We start from the raw sequence: 16,792 nt of genomic DNA on the forward strand, positions 1-16,792 counted from the left end.
GCCTGCCATGTGCGCGCCGCCCGCGGTCTGGACGACCTCACCTGGTGCCTCGTGGAGAGCCGGGCCTTCGCCGAACTCGCCCTCGACGCCGACGCCTGGCCCCACGGCGTCGACTCGGCCCTCCTGTTCGGCTGCCTGCTCCATCTGGCCGACCGGATGGAGGACGCGCAGTTCTGGTTCCAGTACGCGGCCGGGGCGGGCTCGCAGACCGCCGCCCACTGCCTCTACCTCCTCCACCTCGCCCGCGCCGAGGTCGCGACCGCCCGCCACTGGCGGCGCCAGGCCCGGACCCTGCCCCCGGAAGAGCACCTGCCGCCCCTGCCGCAGCTCCCGGAACACCTCGAAGAGGCCCTCGGCGCCTCGGTCATCTGGACCACCCCGCCCATCACCACCCAGGACCTCACCGCCCTCATCACCGGACCCGGAGGGGCCGGCCGGTCCCCGTGCCGGCTCCCCGCCCGACTGCACCAGGCGCTCAAGGCCCGCCCCCGCAAGGAGCACCCGGACCTCGGGGAGGTCGTCACCCCCGGCCCGCAGGTGGCGGTCGCCGTCGCGCAGAACGCCCGGCTCAACCCCCTGCACCTGACGCACCAGGCGAACGCCTGGGCCCTCGAAGCACTGAAACAGCCCCAGCTGACCCACGCCGCCCGGAAGACGCCCGAAGGACGCCCCGCCCCCGCCGCACTGGAATCCGCCCACCAGGCACTGCGGGTCCTGGAAGTCATCAACCGCTATTCGGGCGGCGTGAACCTGACCCAGATCGCCCGGGAAACAGCACTGCCGCAACTGGTCCTCGCCCGGGCCATGGAGCAGCTGATCCGCGCGAACCTGGCCACCCCGGCCGGACCGGACGCGTACATCGCCGGCAACGCCCTCCTGCTGGCCGAATCGGCGAACGGAGACGGGCGCGGGCACCTGCACGAGACCCTCGCCTGGGTGCGGGACGCCGTCGGCGCCGCCGTCTACGTCGCCCGCTACACCGACGGCGAGGTCTCCATCACCCAGTACGCCGACGGACCGGGCGCACCCGTGGTCGAGGAGTGGGTCGACTTCCGCGTCGCCGCCCACGCCTCGGCCGTGGGCAAGGCGCTGCTGACCCAACTCGACTACGACGACCGGAAGGATCACCTGGCCCGCCACCGGCTCACCCGGTTCACACCCCACACCCTCACCAGCCAGCAGGACCTCTTCCACCAGCTCGACAACCGCCCGCCGAACGCCCCCCTCCTCGACCTGCAGGAGTACGCGATCGGCACGGTGTGCGCGGCGGTGCCGATCACCGCGGGCCCGAAGGCGGAATGCGTGGCCCTGTCCATCCCCGTCCCCGACCCCGGCCGACTGAAGCAGGCCGCCCGGCTCCTGCAGAGCGAGGCGGCCGCGGTCTTACTCGCCCTGATCGTCGCCGGCAGCACCCCGCCCACGGCACGCCGGCCGGAGGACACCCTCCTGTCGCCGACCGCCTAGAGCGGTCACGAGGGAGTACGGGCCCGCCGCACCCGGAGTGCTGCGGGTCCGTCCCCGTACCCGTCCGCCGACCCCGGGCACGCCGCCGCGTGAGATGCGGGCCGGGGCCCCGCATGGGATAACGGCACCATGGCAGAGTCTCCGGCCGCCACGGCCGCGGAAATCAAGATCAGCTTCGCCGGGGCCGAGGCGAAGGCCGCCTTCGACGCGCTGGAGCTCGACCGGGACGAGGGAAGCCGCCGCGCGATCCATTTCTGGGACAGACCGCAGTGGGCGGCCGACGGCACGGTCACTCTGCCCCTGCTGCATCAGGGCGTCATCCTGCGCCGGCGCCGGGACGACGAGGGGCCCGCATCCGAGCGGGAGACCGACCTGACCGTCAAACTGCGTCCCTGCCCGGCGCTGCCGGCGCCCTGGCGGGAGGACCGGGAGGGCGACGGCTGGGACTTCAAGATCGAGCAGGACCGGACCGGCCCGGAGTTCGCGCCGACGGTGTCGGCCTCGCTGGAGGCCGAGGGCGGCCCGCCCGAGCTGCTGCTCATCGAGCAGCAGCGGGAACTCCTGCGCGTGGCCGAGGTGACCGAGGCCGATCTCGCAGACCTGACGGCGCTGGGTCCCGTACACGCCGTGAAGTGGAAAGAGGACTGGGACGAGCTGCCCGGCAAGGTGGCGATCGAGGAATGGCGCACCGACAACGGCCTGCGCTTCCTGGAGGTCTCGGTGCGCTCGGACGTCGCCGACGCCGCAGAGGTCCAGTCGCGGCTCGAACAGGCCCTGCGGGATCGCGACATCACCCCGCCGCCCTTCGGCGAGCGCAAGACCGAGGCCGTCATGACCGCCCTCGCCCGCGACGCGCACCTCTGACCGCCAGGCAGCCCGCGGGTCACCCCGCGGCGATGAGGCCGGGCAGGTCGCGCATGTCGTGAAAGACGACGGTGCCGGCGCCTTCGAGCCGTTCGGCCGGGGTCAGTCCCCCCGCGTAGCCGAAGGCCCGCATGCCGGCGGCACGGGCGGCCTCGACACCGGGGCGGCTGTCCTCGACCACCGCGCACACCGCCGGGTCGACGCCCATCCGCCGGGCCGCGTACAGGAACAGGTCGGGGGCCGGCTTGCCGCGGCGGACCTCGGTGGCGCTGTAGATGCGGCCCTCGAAGTGCGCGTAGAGGCCGGTGCGGCCGAGGGTGTGGCGCATCTTCTCGTGCGAGCCGCTGGAGGCGACGCAGGTCGGCAGGGTGATCGCGCCGAGTGCCTCCGGCAGCCCCTCGACGGCGGACAACCCGGCGTCCACCGCCTCGCGGTGGCGCTCCTCGAAGAGCCGGTGCCAGAGGCCGGACGCCTCGTCGCCGACCCGGGCTGCGATGTCCACGTGGATGGAGGCGGTGGAGCGCCCGACGAACCGCTCCATGACCTCTTCCTCGGTCAGCGGCCAGCCCAGCTCCGCCCCCAGTGCGACCTGGAGGGGCAGTGCGATGCGTTCGGTGTCGACGAGTACCCCGTCGCAGTCGAATATCACCAGTTCAATCGGCTTGATCATGCCCGCAGCATAGAGGCCGCCCCCGTCCGTCAGGGGGTGACGACGGCGAAGTCCGGGTCGGGGGAGTCGAGGTAGGCGAAGAGTTCGGCGACGACCGAGGGGTCGCCGTCGAGGGCCACCCCCTCGTGCCGCAGGAGGTCGTCCGGCGGCACGGCGCCGAGCAGGAGCCCGCGCAGGAGCGGTTCGCCGAGTACGAGGACGGCGTGCGGGCGGCCGGCCGCGGGGTTGTCCCCGCGGACGCCGGTCAGTACGCCGTTGCCCAGGCGCAGCGTCAGCGGGTCCGAGCCGGGCAGGACGAACCGGACGGCGACGTCCGCGTGCCAGGCCCGGGGCCCGTCGATCCGTACGGCGAGGGAGTCCACCAGCTGGTCCAGGCTCAGGGCGGCGAGCACGTCCGGGGACGCGGCGGTGGCCGGTGTCCCGACCCGCTCGCCGCGCAGTTCCTGGGCGCCGGTGAGGTAGAAGTTGCGCCAGGTGCCGTTCTCGGCGCCGTAGCCGAGCTGCTCCAAAGCATCGGCCTGGAGTTCCAGGGCCTGCGCGTTCGACGGATCGGCGAAGACGACGTGGTCGACCACCTGGGCCACCCAGCGGAAGTCGCCCTGCTCGAAGGAGGTCCGGGCCCGGCGCAGGACCTCCGCCGCACCGCCCATGAACTCGACGTAGCGGCGGGCCGATTCCACCGGCGGGTGCTGCCACAGGAGCGCCGGGTTCCCTTCGAACCAGCCCATGTAGCGCTGGTAGACGGCCTTGACGTTGTGGCTGACCGATCCGTAGTAACCGTGGGTGTGCCAGGCGGCCTCCAGCGCCGGCGGCATGCGCAGGGTTTCGGCGATCTCGGTCCCGGTGTACCCCTGGTTGAGCAGGCGCACCGTCTGGTCGTGGAGGTAGGCGTACAGGTCCCGCTGCTGCGCCAGGTACGACATGGCCCGCTCGCGGCCCCACGTGGGCCAGTGATGGGAGGCGAAGACGACGTCGCACCGGTCGCCGAACAACGCGATGGACTCGGTGAGGTACGTGGCCCAGGCGTGCGGGTCGCGTACGAGGGCGCCGCGCAGGGTCAGCAGATTGTGGAGGGTGTGGGTGGCGTTCTCGGCCATGCACAGCGCCCGGTGGCCGGGCAGCAGCAGGTTGAACTCGGCCGGGGCCTCGGTGCCCGGGGTGAGCTGGAAGACCATGCGCACGCCGTCGACGGTCTCCTCCTGGCCGGTACGGGTGATGTCGACGGTCGGCGGGATCAGCGTCACAAGGCCGGTGGAGGTGGTCTGGCCCAGGCCCGCCCCGACCTGGCCGCGCGGGCCCTTGGGCAGGCCGGCCCCGTACATGTAGCCGGCGCGGCGGGCCATGGCGGTGCCGGCGTAGACGTTCTCGCTGACCGCGTGTTCGAGGAAGCCCTCGGGCGCCAGGACCGGGACCCGGCCCGCGTCGACGTCGGCCTGGGTGGTGACGCCCTTGACGCCCCCGAAGTGGTCGGCGTGGCTGTGGGTGTAGAGGACGCCCGTGACCGGACGGTCCCCGCGGTGGGCCCGGTACAGGGCGAGGGCCGCGGCCGCCGTCTCCTCGCTGATCAGCGGGTCGATCACGACGACGCCGCGGTCGCCCTCGACGAGGGTCATGTTCGACAGGTCCAGGCCGCGCACCTGGTACACGCCTTCCACGACCTGGAAGAGCCCTTGGAGGGCGGTGAGGCGGCTCTGGCGCCAGAGGCTGGGATGGACGGTGTCCGGGCGGTCCCCGTTGAGGAAGGCGTAGGCGTCGCCGTCCCAGACGACGCTCCCGTCCGCGGCCCGGATCACGCAGGGCTCCAGGGCGGCGACGAAGCCGCGGGTGGCGTCGTCGAAGTCGGCGCGGTCGGCGAAGGCGGCAGCGCCGCGCGCCGCGCGGTGAGCGGCGCCGATCGATCCGGAGGCGTCGTGTACGGGGCCGTTCTCCATCGGGTGGGCCTCCTCGGGCGATACCCGGCCGGCCCCGACCGGACCCCCGAGGGCCCACACCGGGGCGTCGCCGTTCCACCCCAGCCTCGCCCGGCCGCACTCCGCACGCCCGGCGCGGTCCGCCGTCCGGGTGAGCGGCGAGGGCCGGGCCACCGTGGTGCTCGCCCCCGCCCCGGGCGGCTGCACCACATCGTGTCCCGTTCGCTTGACCACAAGGCTCTACTTCTCGGTAACTTTATGTCTCCAGGAGAGGGCCGTCGGAAGGAGCGGGGCGCGTGACAGACCACGATCTGAGCGGGTTCGAGAAGAGCACGTTCACCCATGACGGTGCCACCCGCCGGATCCTGCGCCGGGGCACGGGCCCCGCGGTGATCGTCATGGCGGAGATCCCGGGCATCACCCCCAAGGTCATCGAGTTCGCCGAGCACGTCGCGGCGGCCGGCTGTACGGCCGTACTCCCGGTGCTGTTCGGCGAACCCGGCCGTGACGCGGACTTCGGCCCGGTCGGCCGGTCGAGTGCCGCCCGCTACATGGCCTCGTCGCTGTGGCGGGTGTGCGTGAGCCGCGAGTTCACGCTGCTGGCCACGGGGCGCAGTTCGCGCGTCGTACGGTGGCTGCGCGCCCTGGCGGCCGCCGAACACGAGCGCTGCGGCGGTCCCGGCGTCGGCGCGGTCGGGATGTGCCTGACCGGCGGATTCGCGCTGGCGATGGCCACGGACGAGCGCCTCGTCGCCCCGGTGCTCTCCCAGCCGTCGCTCCCACTGGCCTGCACCACGAGCCGCGCGGGCACCATCGACATCAGCCCCGAGGACCTCGCGGTCGTCCGCGGACGCTGCGAGCGCGAGGGGCTCCAGGTGCTCGGGCTGCGCTTCCGGGGCGACCGGCTCGTCCCCGGCGACCGGTTCGCCCACCTCCGGCGGGAACTCGGTGACGCCTTCGTCGCCGTCGAGCTGGACGCGAGCGCGGCCAATCCGCGGAGCGCCCTCGCGCCGCACTCCGTCCTGACGGAACACCTCGTCGACGAACCGGGACAGCCCACCCGGCAGGCGCTCGACACCGTCCTCGACCTGTTCCGCACCCGGCTGCTCGGGGAACGGCCCGCTCCTGCCGTGTGACCGCCTCGCGCCGGTCTCTCAGCTCTCCTCCCGGGTGATGACCGCGTCGATCTCCACCTCGACGAGCCAGTCGGGACCGATGAAGCGGGACACCTCGACGAAGGTGGTGACGGGCCGGACGGAGGCGAACCGCTCACCGTGCGCACGCGCGGCCTCCTGCCACCGCGTCACGTCGGTGAGCATGACGCGGGTCCGTACGACGTCCTCCAGCGACGCCCCGGCCTCCCGCAGGGCCCCTTCGGCGATGTCCAGGCACCGTACGGTCTGGGCGTGGACATCGCCCGGGCCGACGGTGGAGCCGTCGTCCGCGAGGGGAGCGGTCCCCGCGACGGCGACGTACTGCCCTGCCCGCACCGCGCGGGAGAAGCCGATCCGAGGCTCCAGCGGCGATCCCGAGCCGACCTTCCGATGTATGTCTGCCATCTCTTCATGTTGCCAGAGGCGTGACTGACGAGGCGTCACACCCCTGGGCGCGTTGCGTGGACCGGCGGCGCACCGAGTGGCAATCTGGGTGATATCGCCGCAAACGTCCACGTTCCCGAATCTGTCCGCGCGTGCGCCGTGCCGCGCCTCCCGCTCCCCAGAATAGTCCAATGGTCTGTATATGTCGGTCATCGACGTATGGTGGGGTCTGAAGATCCTTCCCGGCAGCCGCCGCTCCTGCCTGCCGCCGGGGATTCACGTTGCGATGGAGACGGAGTGCTCATGGCCACCAGGAAGAACCTCGCCGCGAACCGGGAATCCCTCGTCCACAAGGTCCGCTACGCCGCGAGCCGTCCGCACCGCATCGCCCCGTACCTGAAGCGGGCCGCCCGCGACCGCTGGCTGGCCTTCAAGCACCCCGACCACGTCAGCTACTACCGGGCCGTGATGGCCTCGGACACCCGCCGCAATCCCGAGGCCGCGGTCGGCAGCCAGACCCACGAACGCTGGCTCGCGCTCGGGCGGATGCAGTACGACTACCTCCTCGGGCACGGACTGAAGCCCGGGGCGCGCATGCTGGACATCGGCTGCGGCAACCTCCGCGCCGGCTGGTGGTTCATCGACTACCTCGACGCAGGCCACTACTACGGCATCGACATCTCGCCCGACATCCTCATCGCCGCGAAGCGGACCCTGACCGAGCGGGGGCTCCAGGCCAAGGTCCCGCACCTGACCCTCACCAGAAACCTGACGCTGGACTTCCTCCCCGACGGCTACTTCGACGTCGTCCACGCCCACAGCGTCTTCTCGCACTCGCCGATCGACGTCATCGACGAGTGCTTCGCCCACGTGGGCCGCGTCCTCGCGCCCGGGGGCCACTTCGACTTCACCTTCGACCGCACCACCGGCACCGAACACCAGGTGCTGCGCGAGGACTTCTACTACCGCACCCAGACCCTCGTCGACCTCGCCGCCGGGCACGGGCTGTCCGCACGCTTCATGGAGGACTGGGAGGAGCTCGGCCACGGCCAGTCCAAGATCCGCGTCAGCGCCGCCGGATCCGGCATCGAGGCTTAGGCCGTCTCATCCGACAGGATCCGGAAAAGACGGCCTGGATCCGGCCGACCGGCTCAGGCGTGGCCGGCCGTGTCCGCGTGCCCACGGCGCCACAGGCGCACGGCCAGGCCCGTGGACGCGAGCAGGACCAGGCACGGCAGCGCGGTGTCCTCGCCCACCACCCCCGCGAAGTGGCCCAGGACCAGGAACGGGGCCGCGGCCAGGGCGAGCTGACCGGACGTACGGATCCCGGACAGGGCCGGACGGCCCGTGAGGGCCAGGGCGGCCACCACGGTCACGGCGAAGCGCCACAGCACGATCATGCCGATCCCGCCCGCGTCGAGCAGGGCGAGGAGCACCACGGACAGCGGCGCCCAGAGCAGCAGCGCCACCAGCCCCGGCGCCGATGAAGGTCAGTACGGAGAAGCCGTTCATCGCATACCCGAGCGGGGTCTCGAAGTCGGGCCGACCGGTGACGTACGCGCGGTTGAGGGCCGAGGCGAGCAGGAAAGCGGCATGCGCGCCCGTGGCGGCCAGCTCGAAGGGCGCCGCCGCCGCGAAGAGACGCCCGCCGCGCTGCGCCGAACCCACCCCCAGGCGAAGCCGCAGCGCGTGCGCCACGATGTCCCCGGCTTCCCGCAGCCGGGTGAGCGGCCCGGCGTCCTCGGTCGCCTCCCGGTAGACCTCGGTTATCTCATCGCCGAGGTGCGGCGGAAGCCGGCCGGTACAGGCGCAGCAGACGGCGGTTCACGCCGTGGCCGTCTCGCCGGAGACGCCCAGGCGGCGCGCCGCCTCGCGTGCGGTGGCGGCGATCCGCTGCGCCTCGGCGGCCAGGCTCTGCCGCCCTTCGGCGGTGAGGCTGTAGGTGCGGCGCAGCCGGCTGTCGACGATCTGCTCCTCGTGGACCTTGATCAGCCCCTGACCCAGCAGCCGCTCCAGGGCCCCGTACAGAGTGCCGGTCCGCATCTTGACGCGTCCGCCCGAGATCAGCTCCACCTCGCGCGCGATCGCGTACCCGTGGCGGGGCTCGTCCGCGAGCGCGGTCAGGAGGAGGAGGGTCGGTTCCTGCATCGCACGATCACTCATGCCTGCATGGTAGGTCACCCACCGGCATATGCCGCCCAACGGGGCGCACGCCGTGCCTCCGGGGGGCGCCCCCCGCCGCGGCTCGGCGGAGAGCGCCCCCCCCGGGACCGGGACCGGCGGTGGCGGTCAGCCGCGGAAGGACTCCGGGCGGGTCGGCGAGGCCTCGGCCAGGGCCTTGGTGACCGCGTCGACACCTTCCCGCAGGCCGTAGACGGGGGTGTCGGGCTGCTGGCGCCAGGAGTCGTCGAGGCCGCCCGCGTCGACCGTGTCGAAGCCGAGCTCCTCGATCAGGGCGCGTACGGTCTTCTTCGCCGCGGCGTCGTCGCCCGCGACGGGCAGCGCCATCCGGTCCGCGGCGCCCGCCGGGCGGTGCCGGTCGAGGATGTCCTGGGCGTAGGTGCCGTTGAAGGCCTTGATGACGGGGTGTCCGAGATGCCGCTCGGTCCACCGGCTCTCGGTGAGCCCCTCGTCCTCGACGCCCGCGATCCGGCCGTCGCGCTGGCGCGGGTAGTAGTTGCCGGTGTCGATGACCGCGAAGCCCTCGGCGGCCTCGTCGAAGAGGCCCGCCGGCAGGTCCGGCACCTTCTTGAAGGGGATCGTGACCACGACGATCTCGGCGCCGCGCGCCGCCTGCGCCACGGTGACGGGGGTGGCGCCGGTCTCCTCGGCCAGCGCGGCCAGGGTCTCGGGGCCGCGCGAGTTCGCCACGGAGACGTCGTGGCCGAGGGCGGTGAGCCGACGGGTGAGGTTGCCGCCGATGTTGCCCGCGCCGATGATGCCGATCTTCATGAGCTCTCCAGTGCATCCGGGATCAGTGTCGCGTCCGCACCAACCCCCGCCCCGCGTACGGCATTCCGCCCCGCGGCGATCGTCGCCCGGTCGAGCGACGCGATCGCGCCGCCGTACGAGGCCGTTCGGTACGCGGCCGGGCCCCTGACGGGCCCGATACGGCCGGAGGCGTGACTTTTCGGCCATTTCTCGCATTCCGTGATACCGGACGGGACCCGGGCCGCGTCGGTCGGTGCAGCCACTCAGCACGAGGAAAGGCTCAGCAGATGTCCAAACTCTCGGCCGGCCGAACCGCCTCCCTCACCCTCGCGGCCACCGCCGTACTCACCCTCGCCCTCGTCACCGGCGCCTCCGCGAACGGACCGGCGACGGGGGAGCCGGCGCAGGCCGCCGCCGCGGCCCCGTCCGTCTCGGGCAGCCCCGAGGGAGCCTTCACCCGGATCGCCGACTTCTACGGCTCCTACATCGACGCGGTGTACGACGGCGACGGGCCCACCGCGGACCGCCTGCGCGCCTTCTACCTCTCGGAGCCGCTCCAGGCGGAGTTGAGGAAGTGGGAGGAGGCGAACCACGCGGACGGCGTGCTCCGCGCGCAGAACGTGCCGCTCAAGTGGAAGGTCACCTCCACCGGCAGCGGAACGGGGCGGACCAACGCCACCGTCACGCTGACCTGGGGCAGCGACACGACGAAGGTTTTCGTCCAGGCCGACCTGGCCACCCGCAAGATCGTCTCCATCCGGGACTGACCGACCCTGAGGCGGCGGGCGCGCGGGGGCCGCATGCAGTTCCCGCGTGAGGAGACCGACGATCTGGGGCCTGGAACCGCGCCGCCCGCAGTCCGCGCCCATCCGGTGCGGCGACGGCCGCCACGCCCTGCGGACCGCGCGGCTGGTCCTGCACCCCCCGCGACATCCTGGACGTGGAGAGGGGCGCGGCGGCCGGAGCCGACGCCGACGCACAGCGCTGGTTCGGTTGGATCCCCGACTCGATCGTCACCCCCGAGACCGCCACGCATCTCCTCGGCACCCACGACGGCAACCGTGCCGAGCGGCTGCGGGCCTTCCCCGAAGCCGTCCGACGGGAGCTGATACGGCCGGTGGTGCTCCCCGGCCCCGCCGAGGAGCAGCGGCTGCTCGCCGTCGACCCGGCCACGGGCCTGGTGGCCGGGATGAGTTCGCTCACCCCGAACGGCGACGGGGTCATCGGCATCTGGCTCGCCCCGGCCTTCCGCGGCCGGGGTCTGGGCACCGAACTCGTCGCGGCGACCGCCCGGTTCGGCCACGAGCACCTGGGCCTGGAGTCGGTGCGGGCCGGTACCGAGACCTCCAACCCACCGCTGCCGGGGGGCCCTGAGCGCCGCGGGGTTCGTCCCGGACGACGGTCCCGCCCTGCACACGCTTCCCGACGGCAGGGTCGTCGACTCCGCCTGGTACCGGCACGAGGCGGCCGGCACCGCCCGCTGCCCCGCCGTCCCGGAGGGTGCGGTCACCCGGGCGTGAGCGTGGGCACCCCGCGGGTCAGGAGATCGCGTACCACTGGCTGGCCCAGCCGGTGTTGATGGTGCTCGTGGACTGCTCGGCGAGGTTCACGGTGGGCGGCAGCGAGGTCTGACCGGTCAGCAGGGTGCTGTACCGGAGGTTCGGCGGCGTCAGACCCGCGTTGACCGAGATGCCGGCGCCCGTGGACTTCAGGGTGAGGCCGTTGGTCGCCCAAGTGCCGTTGAGCAGCAGCGCGATGAAGTAGGTCCCGGGGGCTGCGGTGAACGGCTTGCCGAGGGCGAACGGCTTGGCGATCGCGTCGGTCATCAGCTGGGGGGAGATGTCCGGGGTGGCCCCGACGAGGGCGCCCTTGGCGTCGTACACGCCGAGATGGCAGTTGGCGAGCTGGGCGTTCGGGTCGATGCCGGCCAGGCCCAGCCAGACGTTCGACCAGGTGATCTGCTCGCGCAGGACGATCCGTACCAGGGTGACCCGACCGCCGACCCCGGCCGACGTCTGGGCGGTGACGTGCCCCGCGTCATTGGGATCCCCGGTCCACGCCAGCAGGTTCTGGTCCTGCGGCCGGGGTCCCTCGAAGCCGGACCCGCCGCCGCTCTGCGCGGGCACGGAGGCCACGGAGCTCGACGCCGCGGGCCGGCTGTCTCCCGGCGCCGTACAGCCGGCGAGGACGAGCAGCGCGGCGAGCGCGGTCACGAGACCGGTCGTGGCGGTGGTGGTGCGGGTGCGCATGGTCCCCCCATGAGGTGCGGATCTGTCGACGGACATGATCACACGCCACCGCGGCGCGCCCGCCCGCCCGCGGCGGAGCCGCGAGGGTGCGCGGTCAGGCCAGGGGGTCGGCGGCGAGCCGGATGACCTCCGCCGGTCCCGCCCGGAACGCCGGGCTCGCCGCGTCGGCCTCGACCATGTGCGGTGAGGGTGCGCCGGTGTTCGCCGGGGCTTCGGCGAGGCTTCGGCGGGTCCGTTTCGACCCAATGGCCGGGGATACCCCGGCTCGTCCCCTGAACCGACCCTGCGGGCTTCCTTAAGGGAAGTTGAAGAACCCCTCCAGCGCGCGGATTTCACTGATCGCAACCCTAGGCTCGGTCGCACCCCACCCCCCTTTCCCTCTGTGAGGTGCTACAGGCATGAGCAGCCGAACTCCCGCAACGCCGTCCCGCGTCGAGGCGCGGCGGAAGAAGGCGATGCGCACGCGCATCGTCCTGTCCCTCACCGCGGCCGCCGCGGCGGTGGCGGTCGGCGTCGCCGTTGCCGATTCCGGCGGCGGTACGCAGGTGGACCAGCGGGCCGACGGCGCCACCGGGGCGAAGTCCGGGACGCCGACCCCGGCGGACACGGCCGCGGCGGCGAGCCCCACCGCTCCGCTTCCCGAGGTCACCGCCGATGCCGCGGCGGCCACGGGCTCGCTGCCGCCCGGGACGCCGACGCCCGAAGGCACGGAGTCCGCAGCTGCGGCCAAGCCCGCGGCGGAAGAGGACGGCCCGGCCAAGTCCACCCCGGCCGGCAAGCCCCCGCGTACGTCAGGCGGGAGCACCGGCGGCGGCTCCGGCACGTCCGGCGGGTCGGGTACGTCCGGCGGGTCCGGCGGCTCGTCAGGCGGCTCCTCCGGCGGTTCCGGCAGCTCCTCCGGCGACTCGGAATCCGCGGTCCTCGCCCTGGTCAACAAGGAGCGGGCCACGGCCGGCTGCGGCCCCCTGACCGTGAACGCCAAGCTCAGCGCCGCGGCCCGCGCGTACAGCGACACCATGGCCCGCAGCGGCGTCATGTCCCACACCGGACCCGACGGCTCCACCATGACCAGCCGCGTGGAGGCCGCCGGCTACGCGTGGTCCCGCCTCGGCGAGAACATAGCCCGCGGCCAGTCGGACGCCGACGCGGTCATGAAGGCGTGGATGAACAGCTCCGGCCACCGGGCCAACATCCTCAACTGCTCCTTCAAGGAGATCGGCATAGGCGTCCACAAGGGCGACGGCGGCCCGTGGTGGACACAGGACTTCGGGACGTCCAAGTAGGAACCTTTCCCCCGCCCCGCACACCGGCCACCTCCCACCGGCTGCCGGGGCGCACACGTCCTCCGGCCCGTACGCGGGTCGGAGGACGTCCGTGTGCGTGCCCGCGGCACCGCCGGGCGGCGGCGCTCCGTCGCGCCGATGCGGGGGAGCCGGTGACGCGCCGCCCGGCCCGTCGGCCACTATGGGGCCGTGCCTCGATTTCCGCGCTACCTGTTCATATGGCTGTCGTGCACGGCCACCAGCGTGACGGCCGTGCTCGCCACGGTCCAGTTCGTGGTCGGCTCCACCCGCCATACGCCCCCGGTGGCCCGGTCCGCCCCCATGGTCTTCGGCTCGCCGCCGGCGTGGCCGGCGGTGCAGGAGCCGTCGCCGGGCCCGCCGTCCCCGACCGCCTCCGCGTCCCCGAGCCCCTCGCCCACCGTGACCGAGGCTCCGACCCCCGCGGCTCCCTCCTCCCCGCCCGCGAAGCCCTCGCCGGCCGCCCGCACCACCGCGCCCAAACCCGGCGTCGACTGCCAGAACGGCGGACCGGGCCTGCACACCGTCCCCTCGCAGGGCGGCAAGGTCACGGTGCGGTACGGGAGCCGCGGCGTGTGTCTGATCTCCGCGGTCCCGAGCCGCGGCTTCAAGGCCACCACGGCACAGACCGACGACGACACCCTGACGGTCACGTTCAGCAGCTCGGACCACCGGTCGGTCATCACCGCGACGATCGACCCGATGGCCAAGGCCAGCGTCCGCGAGACGTCCTTCTGAGAGCCGGATCCACCTCCCCGTACGCGCTCGTCGAACGGGTCCCGGTGAAGCGGAAGGTGAGCTGTTCCTTAGGGGAACCTCAAGATCCCGCTCAGGCGGTTCGCAGGGCCCGCCGCGGTCCTATGCTCACGTCAGCCGACCGGCCCCCGGCGCCCGGGCACACCGCCCCGGCGAACCGCGGGTCCGCCGGCTTCACCGAGTCGGGAGGCTTCTCGCCCTTCCCGTAGTTCTCAGCGCGCCTTGGGGTGTCTTCGCCATGACTTCTCGCATACTCCGACCCGTCCGTGCCGGCCACGCCGCGCGGCCCCGCTCCGCCGCTCCCCTGGGTGTCCGGCTGCCGCTCGCCGCCGCGGCCGTCGTCGCGGCGGGTCTGTGCGCCGCCTGCGGGCCTTCCTCCGAGACCACCGGCTCCGCCTCGCCCACCGCCGCCGGACCCTCCACGCAGGTCCTCGCCGCCTCCACGCCGTCGGCCTCCGCGTCCACCGAGGCCTCCCCGAGCGCTTCGGCCTCGCCGTCGTCGTCCGCCACCGCGCAGGCCTCCTCCTCGCCGACCCCCTCCCGGACCCAGAGCGGTTCGGCCGCCCCCAAGCCGGCCCGTACGTCCGCCGCGCCCGCCCCGGCCCGGGTCCCCGGCCCCGGCTACGACAGCTCGGCCGACGCGCAGAAGCAGATCGACGCCGCACTGGCAGCGGCCAAGGCCGACGGGAGGATGGTGCTGCTCGACTTCGGGGCCAACTGGTGCGGCAACTGCAAGGCCGCCGACAAGGTGTTCGCCGAGCCGCAGACGGCGGCGATCCTCGGAGCCTCGTACCACCTGGTCAAGATCGACATCGGCGGCAACAGCTCCGCCAACTCCGCGCTCCTGCGCAAGTACAGCCCCTCGGGCGGCACCTACACGATGCCCGTACTCATCGTCGTCAACTCGTCCGGCAAGGTGCGCACCGACACCCACGCCACGGGCAACCCCTCCCTCACGGCGGAGGGGATCAACGCCTTCCTGCGCAAGTGGGCCTCGTGAGACCAGCGGACCCCCGCCGGGTCCAGGTGCGCACCGCGGCCCTGGCCGCAGCCGCCCTCGTGGCGGCCGCGGCCGGCTGTGTCTTCGCCGCGGTCGGCACGGTCGCCGCCGACGGCAGCCGCGCGGAGGCGGCGGCCGGACCGGCGACCGCGGTCAGGGCCGTGGTCGCCACCGCGGCCGAGGCCACGGTCATCGACCCCGCCGACCGGCCCGCCGCGCCCGCGCTGGCGGGCGACGACCTCGACGGGAAGCCGGTCGCCCTCGACGGCTTCCGTGGGCAGGTCGTCGTGCTCAACGTCTGGGGGTCCTGGTGCGGCCCCTGCCGGGCGGAGGCCGACGACCTGGCGCGCATCGACCGGCAGACCCGGGACCGGGGCGTCCGGTTCCTCGGGATCAACACCCGCGACCCGGACCGCGCCGCGGCCCGGTCCTTCGTACGCGCGCACGGCCTCGGCTTCCCCAGCCTCCACGACCCCACCGGCGAGCTCCTGCTCCGCTTTCCCCCCGCCCTCCTCAACCCGCAGGCGATCCCGTCGACCCTCGTGATCGACCGCCGCGGACGCATCGCCGTCAGCATCGGCGGCGCGGTCACCGGGGACGAACTGAGCCCGCTGCTCGCGCGCGTGACGGAGGAGGCGTCATGACGGCGGGCCTGGCGCTCGCCGCCGCGGACACCCCCTCCCTGCTCCACGGGACCCTGGCCGTCGCCGCCCCGGTGGCGTTCCTCGCGGGGCTCGTCTCCTTCCTCTCGCCGTGCGTGCTGCCGCTCGTACCGGGCTACCTGAGCTATGTGACCAGCCTGTCGGTGTCCGACCTGGCGGAGGCCCGCGGCGGGCGCCGCAGCCGCATGGCCGCCGGTGCGTTGCTCTTCGTCCTCGGTTTCACGGCGGTCCTCGTCTCCGGGGGCGCGTTGTTCGGGTACTTCGGCCGCACCCTGCTGGCCCACCAGGAGGTGGTGACCCAGGTGCTCGGTGTCTTCACCGTGCTGATGGGGCTGTCCTTCATGGGGTTCCTGCCGGGATTCACCCAACGGGAGTTCCGCAGCCACCGGCGTCCCGCCCTCGGGCTGGCCGGAGCCCCGGTGCTGGGCGCGGTGTTCGCGGTCGGCTGGACCCCGTGCATCGGCCCGACGCTGGCCGCCGTACAGGCACTGGCCTGGAGCGAGGCCAGCGCGGCCCGCGGGGCGCTGCTGATGGCGGCGTACTGTCTCGGCCTGGGGCTGCCGTTCGTCCTGGCGGCGCTGGCCTTCCGGCGGGCCCTGGGCGCCTTCGGCCTGGTCAAACGCCACTACCCCTGGGTCCTGCGGATCGGCGGCGGGATGCTCGTGCTCGTCGGCGTCCTGCTGGCCACCGGGGTGTGGAACGACCTGGTGTACCGGCTGCAGTTGTGGAGCGCGGACTTCACCACCGCCGTGTGAGCGGGTCCCCTGCGGGCCCGCCCCGAAGACCCGAGAACCGATTCGTTTTCCCGACACAAGAGGCACGGACACCCAGATGAACGTTTCCCCGCTGAAGAGGCGTACCCGGACGGCCCGGACCGCGGTCGCCCTCCTCTCCCTGGCCGCGCTCACGGCCTGCGGCGACCAGTCCGCCAAGGACGCCGCCGGCGCCGCGGCCGCCGCCGCGCCGCCGCCCACCACGACCAGCTTCACCGAGAACGGAGTCACCGTCACCCTCTCGGTGGCCGACTGGCACGCGCCGAAGGGCACGCTGACCGCCGTCTTCACCCCCGAGAAGAAGGGCTTCCACCTGTACAGCACCGAACTGCCGCTCACCGGCGTGGAAGGCGTGGGACGGCCGACCGCGGTGGACGTCACCGGGGTCCTCAAGGCCGACGGGAAGCTGACGGCCACGGCCGACGTACGGAACATCAGCGTGCCCGGCGTCGACGCCCCGATGCCCGTCTACCCGGACGGCCCCGTGACCACCACCCTGCCCATCCGCGCCGAAGGCGACGGGGAGGCGACGGTGCTGCTCGGCTACGCGAGCTGCAGCGCGAAGGAGGGCTGCACCATTCCGGTCGCCGACCACCCCGTACACCTGAGCCTCACCGACGGCACCCCGACGTTCGCCGCCCACTAGGGAGCGTCTTGGACCGAACCCCTAAGGT

19 protein-coding genes are annotated in these 16,792 nt (G+C 73.3%); 12 read left to right on the top strand and 7 right to left on the bottom strand.

Features of this window, described 5'->3' with window-relative positions; all coding sequences use genetic code 11:
• The first annotated feature begins 633 nt into the window (after positions 1 to 633).
• Together ACFY0D_RS05215 and ACFY0D_RS05220 are read left to right on the top strand one after the other, a co-directional pair.
• Positions 634 to 1,464, top strand: coding sequence for an IclR family transcriptional regulator C-terminal domain-containing protein (locus tag ACFY0D_RS05215; protein ID WP_390797406.1), 831 nt, complete (start codon positions 634 to 636; stop codon positions 1,462 to 1,464).
• Between the two features lie 129 nt (positions 1,465 to 1,593).
• On the top strand, positions 1,594 to 2,328 hold the full coding sequence (locus ACFY0D_RS05220) for a hypothetical protein (RefSeq protein ID WP_390797049.1): 735 nt from the start codon (positions 1,594 to 1,596) through the stop codon (positions 2,326 to 2,328).
• Between the two features lie 19 nt (positions 2,329 to 2,347).
• Here ACFY0D_RS05220 and ACFY0D_RS05225 read toward each other — a convergent pair whose 3' ends face one another.
• A complete protein-coding gene (locus ACFY0D_RS05225; RefSeq protein WP_390797050.1) occupies positions 2,348 to 2,998 on the bottom strand; it encodes an HAD family hydrolase in 651 nt (216 codons plus the stop codon).
• A gap of 29 nt (positions 2,999 to 3,027) precedes the next feature.
• The gene (locus ACFY0D_RS05230) at positions 3,028 to 4,929 is read right to left on the bottom strand and encodes an alkyl/aryl-sulfatase (protein ID WP_390797407.1); all 1,902 of its coding nucleotides are present in this window, start codon (positions 4,927 to 4,929) and stop codon (positions 3,028 to 3,030) included.
• A 275-nt stretch (positions 4,930 to 5,204) separates the two neighbouring features.
• On the opposite strand from ACFY0D_RS05230, the gene ACFY0D_RS05235 reads away from it, so the two are divergent.
• Positions 5,205 to 6,044, top strand: a complete 840-nt coding sequence (locus ACFY0D_RS05235) for a dienelactone hydrolase family protein (protein ID WP_390797051.1) — start codon at positions 5,205 to 5,207, stop codon at positions 6,042 to 6,044.
• An 18-nt stretch (positions 6,045 to 6,062) separates the two neighbouring features.
• Here the strand turns inward: ACFY0D_RS05235 and ACFY0D_RS05240 are convergent, their stop codons facing one another.
• Entirely contained in the window at positions 6,063 to 6,467 is a 405-nt protein-coding gene (locus ACFY0D_RS05240; protein WP_390797052.1) for a RidA family protein, read from the bottom strand.
• A 282-nt stretch (positions 6,468 to 6,749) separates the two neighbouring features.
• Between ACFY0D_RS05240 and ACFY0D_RS05245 the strand changes: the two genes are divergently transcribed.
• Positions 6,750 to 7,544 (top strand): class I SAM-dependent methyltransferase, encoded by a 795-nt coding sequence (locus ACFY0D_RS05245; protein WP_390797053.1) that lies wholly within the window; start codon positions 6,750 to 6,752, stop codon positions 7,542 to 7,544.
• 53 nt (positions 7,545 to 7,597) lie between these two features.
• Here ACFY0D_RS05245 and ACFY0D_RS05250 read toward each other — a convergent pair whose 3' ends face one another.
• The 3 genes from ACFY0D_RS05250 to ACFY0D_RS05260 form a co-directional block, all read right to left on the bottom strand.
• Positions 7,598 to 7,915: a hypothetical protein gene (locus tag ACFY0D_RS05250; RefSeq protein WP_390797054.1), complete on the bottom strand. Its 318-nt coding sequence runs from the start codon at positions 7,913 to 7,915 to the stop codon at positions 7,598 to 7,600.
• A 355-nt stretch (positions 7,916 to 8,270) separates the two neighbouring features.
• Positions 8,271 to 8,609 (bottom strand): PadR family transcriptional regulator, encoded by a 339-nt coding sequence (locus tag ACFY0D_RS05255; RefSeq protein WP_390797055.1) that lies wholly within the window; start codon positions 8,607 to 8,609, stop codon positions 8,271 to 8,273.
• Positions 8,610 to 8,735: 126 nt separating this feature from the next.
• Positions 8,736 to 9,593, bottom strand: coding sequence for an NADPH-dependent F420 reductase (locus ACFY0D_RS05260; RefSeq protein WP_390797056.1), 858 nt, complete (start codon positions 9,591 to 9,593; stop codon positions 8,736 to 8,738).
• Positions 9,594 to 9,664: 71 nt separating this feature from the next.
• Between ACFY0D_RS05260 and ACFY0D_RS05265 the strand changes: the two genes are divergently transcribed.
• Both ACFY0D_RS05265 and ACFY0D_RS05270 read left to right on the top strand, forming a co-directional pair.
• Positions 9,665 to 10,144, top strand: a complete 480-nt coding sequence (locus ACFY0D_RS05265) for a hypothetical protein (RefSeq protein WP_390797057.1) — start codon at positions 9,665 to 9,667, stop codon at positions 10,142 to 10,144.
• 173 nt (positions 10,145 to 10,317) lie between these two features.
• On the top strand, positions 10,318 to 10,956 hold the full coding sequence (locus tag ACFY0D_RS05270; protein ID WP_390797058.1) for a GNAT family N-acetyltransferase: 639 nt from the start codon (positions 10,318 to 10,320) through the stop codon (positions 10,954 to 10,956).
• Here the strand turns inward: ACFY0D_RS05270 and ACFY0D_RS05275 are convergent.
• The gene (locus ACFY0D_RS05275; protein WP_390797059.1) at positions 10,916 to 11,626 is read right to left on the bottom strand and encodes a hypothetical protein; all 711 of its coding nucleotides are present in this window, start codon (positions 11,624 to 11,626) and stop codon (positions 10,916 to 10,918) included. The two genes, ACFY0D_RS05270 and ACFY0D_RS05275, sit on opposite strands and share 41 nt — an antisense overlap.
• 398 nt (positions 11,627 to 12,024) lie before the next feature.
• Here ACFY0D_RS05275 and ACFY0D_RS05280 point away from each other — a divergent pair, with 398 nt between their 5' ends.
• The 6 genes from ACFY0D_RS05280 (at position 12,025) to ACFY0D_RS05305 (ending at position 16,764) form a co-directional block, all read left to right on the top strand.
• Positions 12,025 to 12,909 carry a CAP domain-containing protein gene (locus ACFY0D_RS05280; RefSeq protein WP_390797060.1) on the top strand — a complete coding sequence of 295 codons (885 nt, stop codon included), beginning with the start codon at positions 12,025 to 12,027 and terminating at the stop codon, positions 12,907 to 12,909.
• Between the two features lie 189 nt (positions 12,910 to 13,098).
• A complete protein-coding gene (locus tag ACFY0D_RS05285) occupies positions 13,099 to 13,665 on the top strand; it encodes a hypothetical protein (protein WP_390797061.1) in 567 nt (188 codons plus the stop codon).
• 256 nt (positions 13,666 to 13,921) lie between these two features.
• Complete coding sequence (locus ACFY0D_RS05290) at positions 13,922 to 14,683, top strand: thioredoxin family protein (protein WP_390797062.1); 762 nt, start codon at positions 13,922 to 13,924, stop codon at positions 14,681 to 14,683.
• A complete protein-coding gene (locus ACFY0D_RS05295; protein ID WP_390797063.1) occupies positions 14,680 to 15,327 on the top strand; it encodes a TlpA disulfide reductase family protein in 648 nt (215 codons plus the stop codon). Before ACFY0D_RS05290 ends, ACFY0D_RS05295 begins: the two co-directional genes overlap by 4 nt.
• On the top strand, positions 15,324 to 16,100 hold the full coding sequence (locus tag ACFY0D_RS05300; protein ID WP_301373847.1) for a cytochrome c biogenesis CcdA family protein: 777 nt from the start codon (positions 15,324 to 15,326) through the stop codon (positions 16,098 to 16,100). Before ACFY0D_RS05295 ends, ACFY0D_RS05300 begins: the two co-directional genes overlap by 4 nt.
• Positions 16,101 to 16,176: 76 nt before the next feature.
• The gene (locus ACFY0D_RS05305) at positions 16,177 to 16,764 is read left to right on the top strand and encodes a hypothetical protein (protein WP_390797064.1); all 588 of its coding nucleotides are present in this window, start codon (positions 16,177 to 16,179) and stop codon (positions 16,762 to 16,764) included.
• Positions 16,765 to 16,792 lie beyond the last annotated feature (28 nt).

The sequence above is a fragment of the Streptomyces sp. NPDC001502 genome, from assembly GCF_042894785.1.
GTDB lineage: Bacteria > Actinomycetota > Actinomycetes > Streptomycetales > Streptomycetaceae > Streptomyces > Streptomyces kutzneri.

Excerpts from the sequence above, each read along its gene's own strand:
- ACFY0D_RS05280 (WP_390797060.1), top strand. The coding sequence starts at position 12,025 with ATGAGCAGCCGAACTCCCGCAACGCCGTCCCGCGTCGAGGCGCGGCGG.
- ACFY0D_RS05305 (WP_390797064.1), top strand. The coding sequence starts at position 16,177 with ATGAACGTTTCCCCGCTGAAGAGGCGTACCCGGACGGCCCGGACCGCG.
- ACFY0D_RS05300 (WP_301373847.1), top strand. The coding sequence starts at position 15,324 with ATGACGGCGGGCCTGGCGCTCGCCGCCGCGGACACCCCCTCCCTGCTC.
- ACFY0D_RS05255 (WP_390797055.1), bottom strand. The coding sequence starts at position 8,609 with ATGAGTGATCGTGCGATGCAGGAACCGACCCTCCTCCTCCTGACCGCG.
- ACFY0D_RS05275 (WP_390797059.1), bottom strand. The coding sequence starts at position 11,626 with ATGCGCACCCGCACCACCACCGCCACGACCGGTCTCGTGACCGCGCTC.
- ACFY0D_RS05265 (WP_390797057.1), top strand. The coding sequence starts at position 9,665 with ATGTCCAAACTCTCGGCCGGCCGAACCGCCTCCCTCACCCTCGCGGCC.
- ACFY0D_RS05245 (WP_390797053.1), top strand. The coding sequence starts at position 6,750 with ATGGCCACCAGGAAGAACCTCGCCGCGAACCGGGAATCCCTCGTCCAC.
- ACFY0D_RS05220 (WP_390797049.1), top strand. The coding sequence starts at position 1,594 with ATGGCAGAGTCTCCGGCCGCCACGGCCGCGGAAATCAAGATCAGCTTC.
- ACFY0D_RS05260 (WP_390797056.1), bottom strand. The coding sequence starts at position 9,593 with ATGCGAGAAATGGCCGAAAAGTCACGCCTCCGGCCGTATCGGGCCCGT.
- ACFY0D_RS05230 (WP_390797407.1), bottom strand. The coding sequence starts at position 4,929 with ATGGAGAACGGCCCCGTACACGACGCCTCCGGATCGATCGGCGCCGCT.
- ACFY0D_RS05290 (WP_390797062.1), top strand. The coding sequence starts at position 13,922 with ATGACTTCTCGCATACTCCGACCCGTCCGTGCCGGCCACGCCGCGCGG.
- ACFY0D_RS05240 (WP_390797052.1), bottom strand. The coding sequence starts at position 6,467 with ATGGCAGACATACATCGGAAGGTCGGCTCGGGATCGCCGCTGGAGCCT.
- ACFY0D_RS05225 (WP_390797050.1), bottom strand. The coding sequence starts at position 2,998 with ATGATCAAGCCGATTGAACTGGTGATATTCGACTGCGACGGGGTACTC.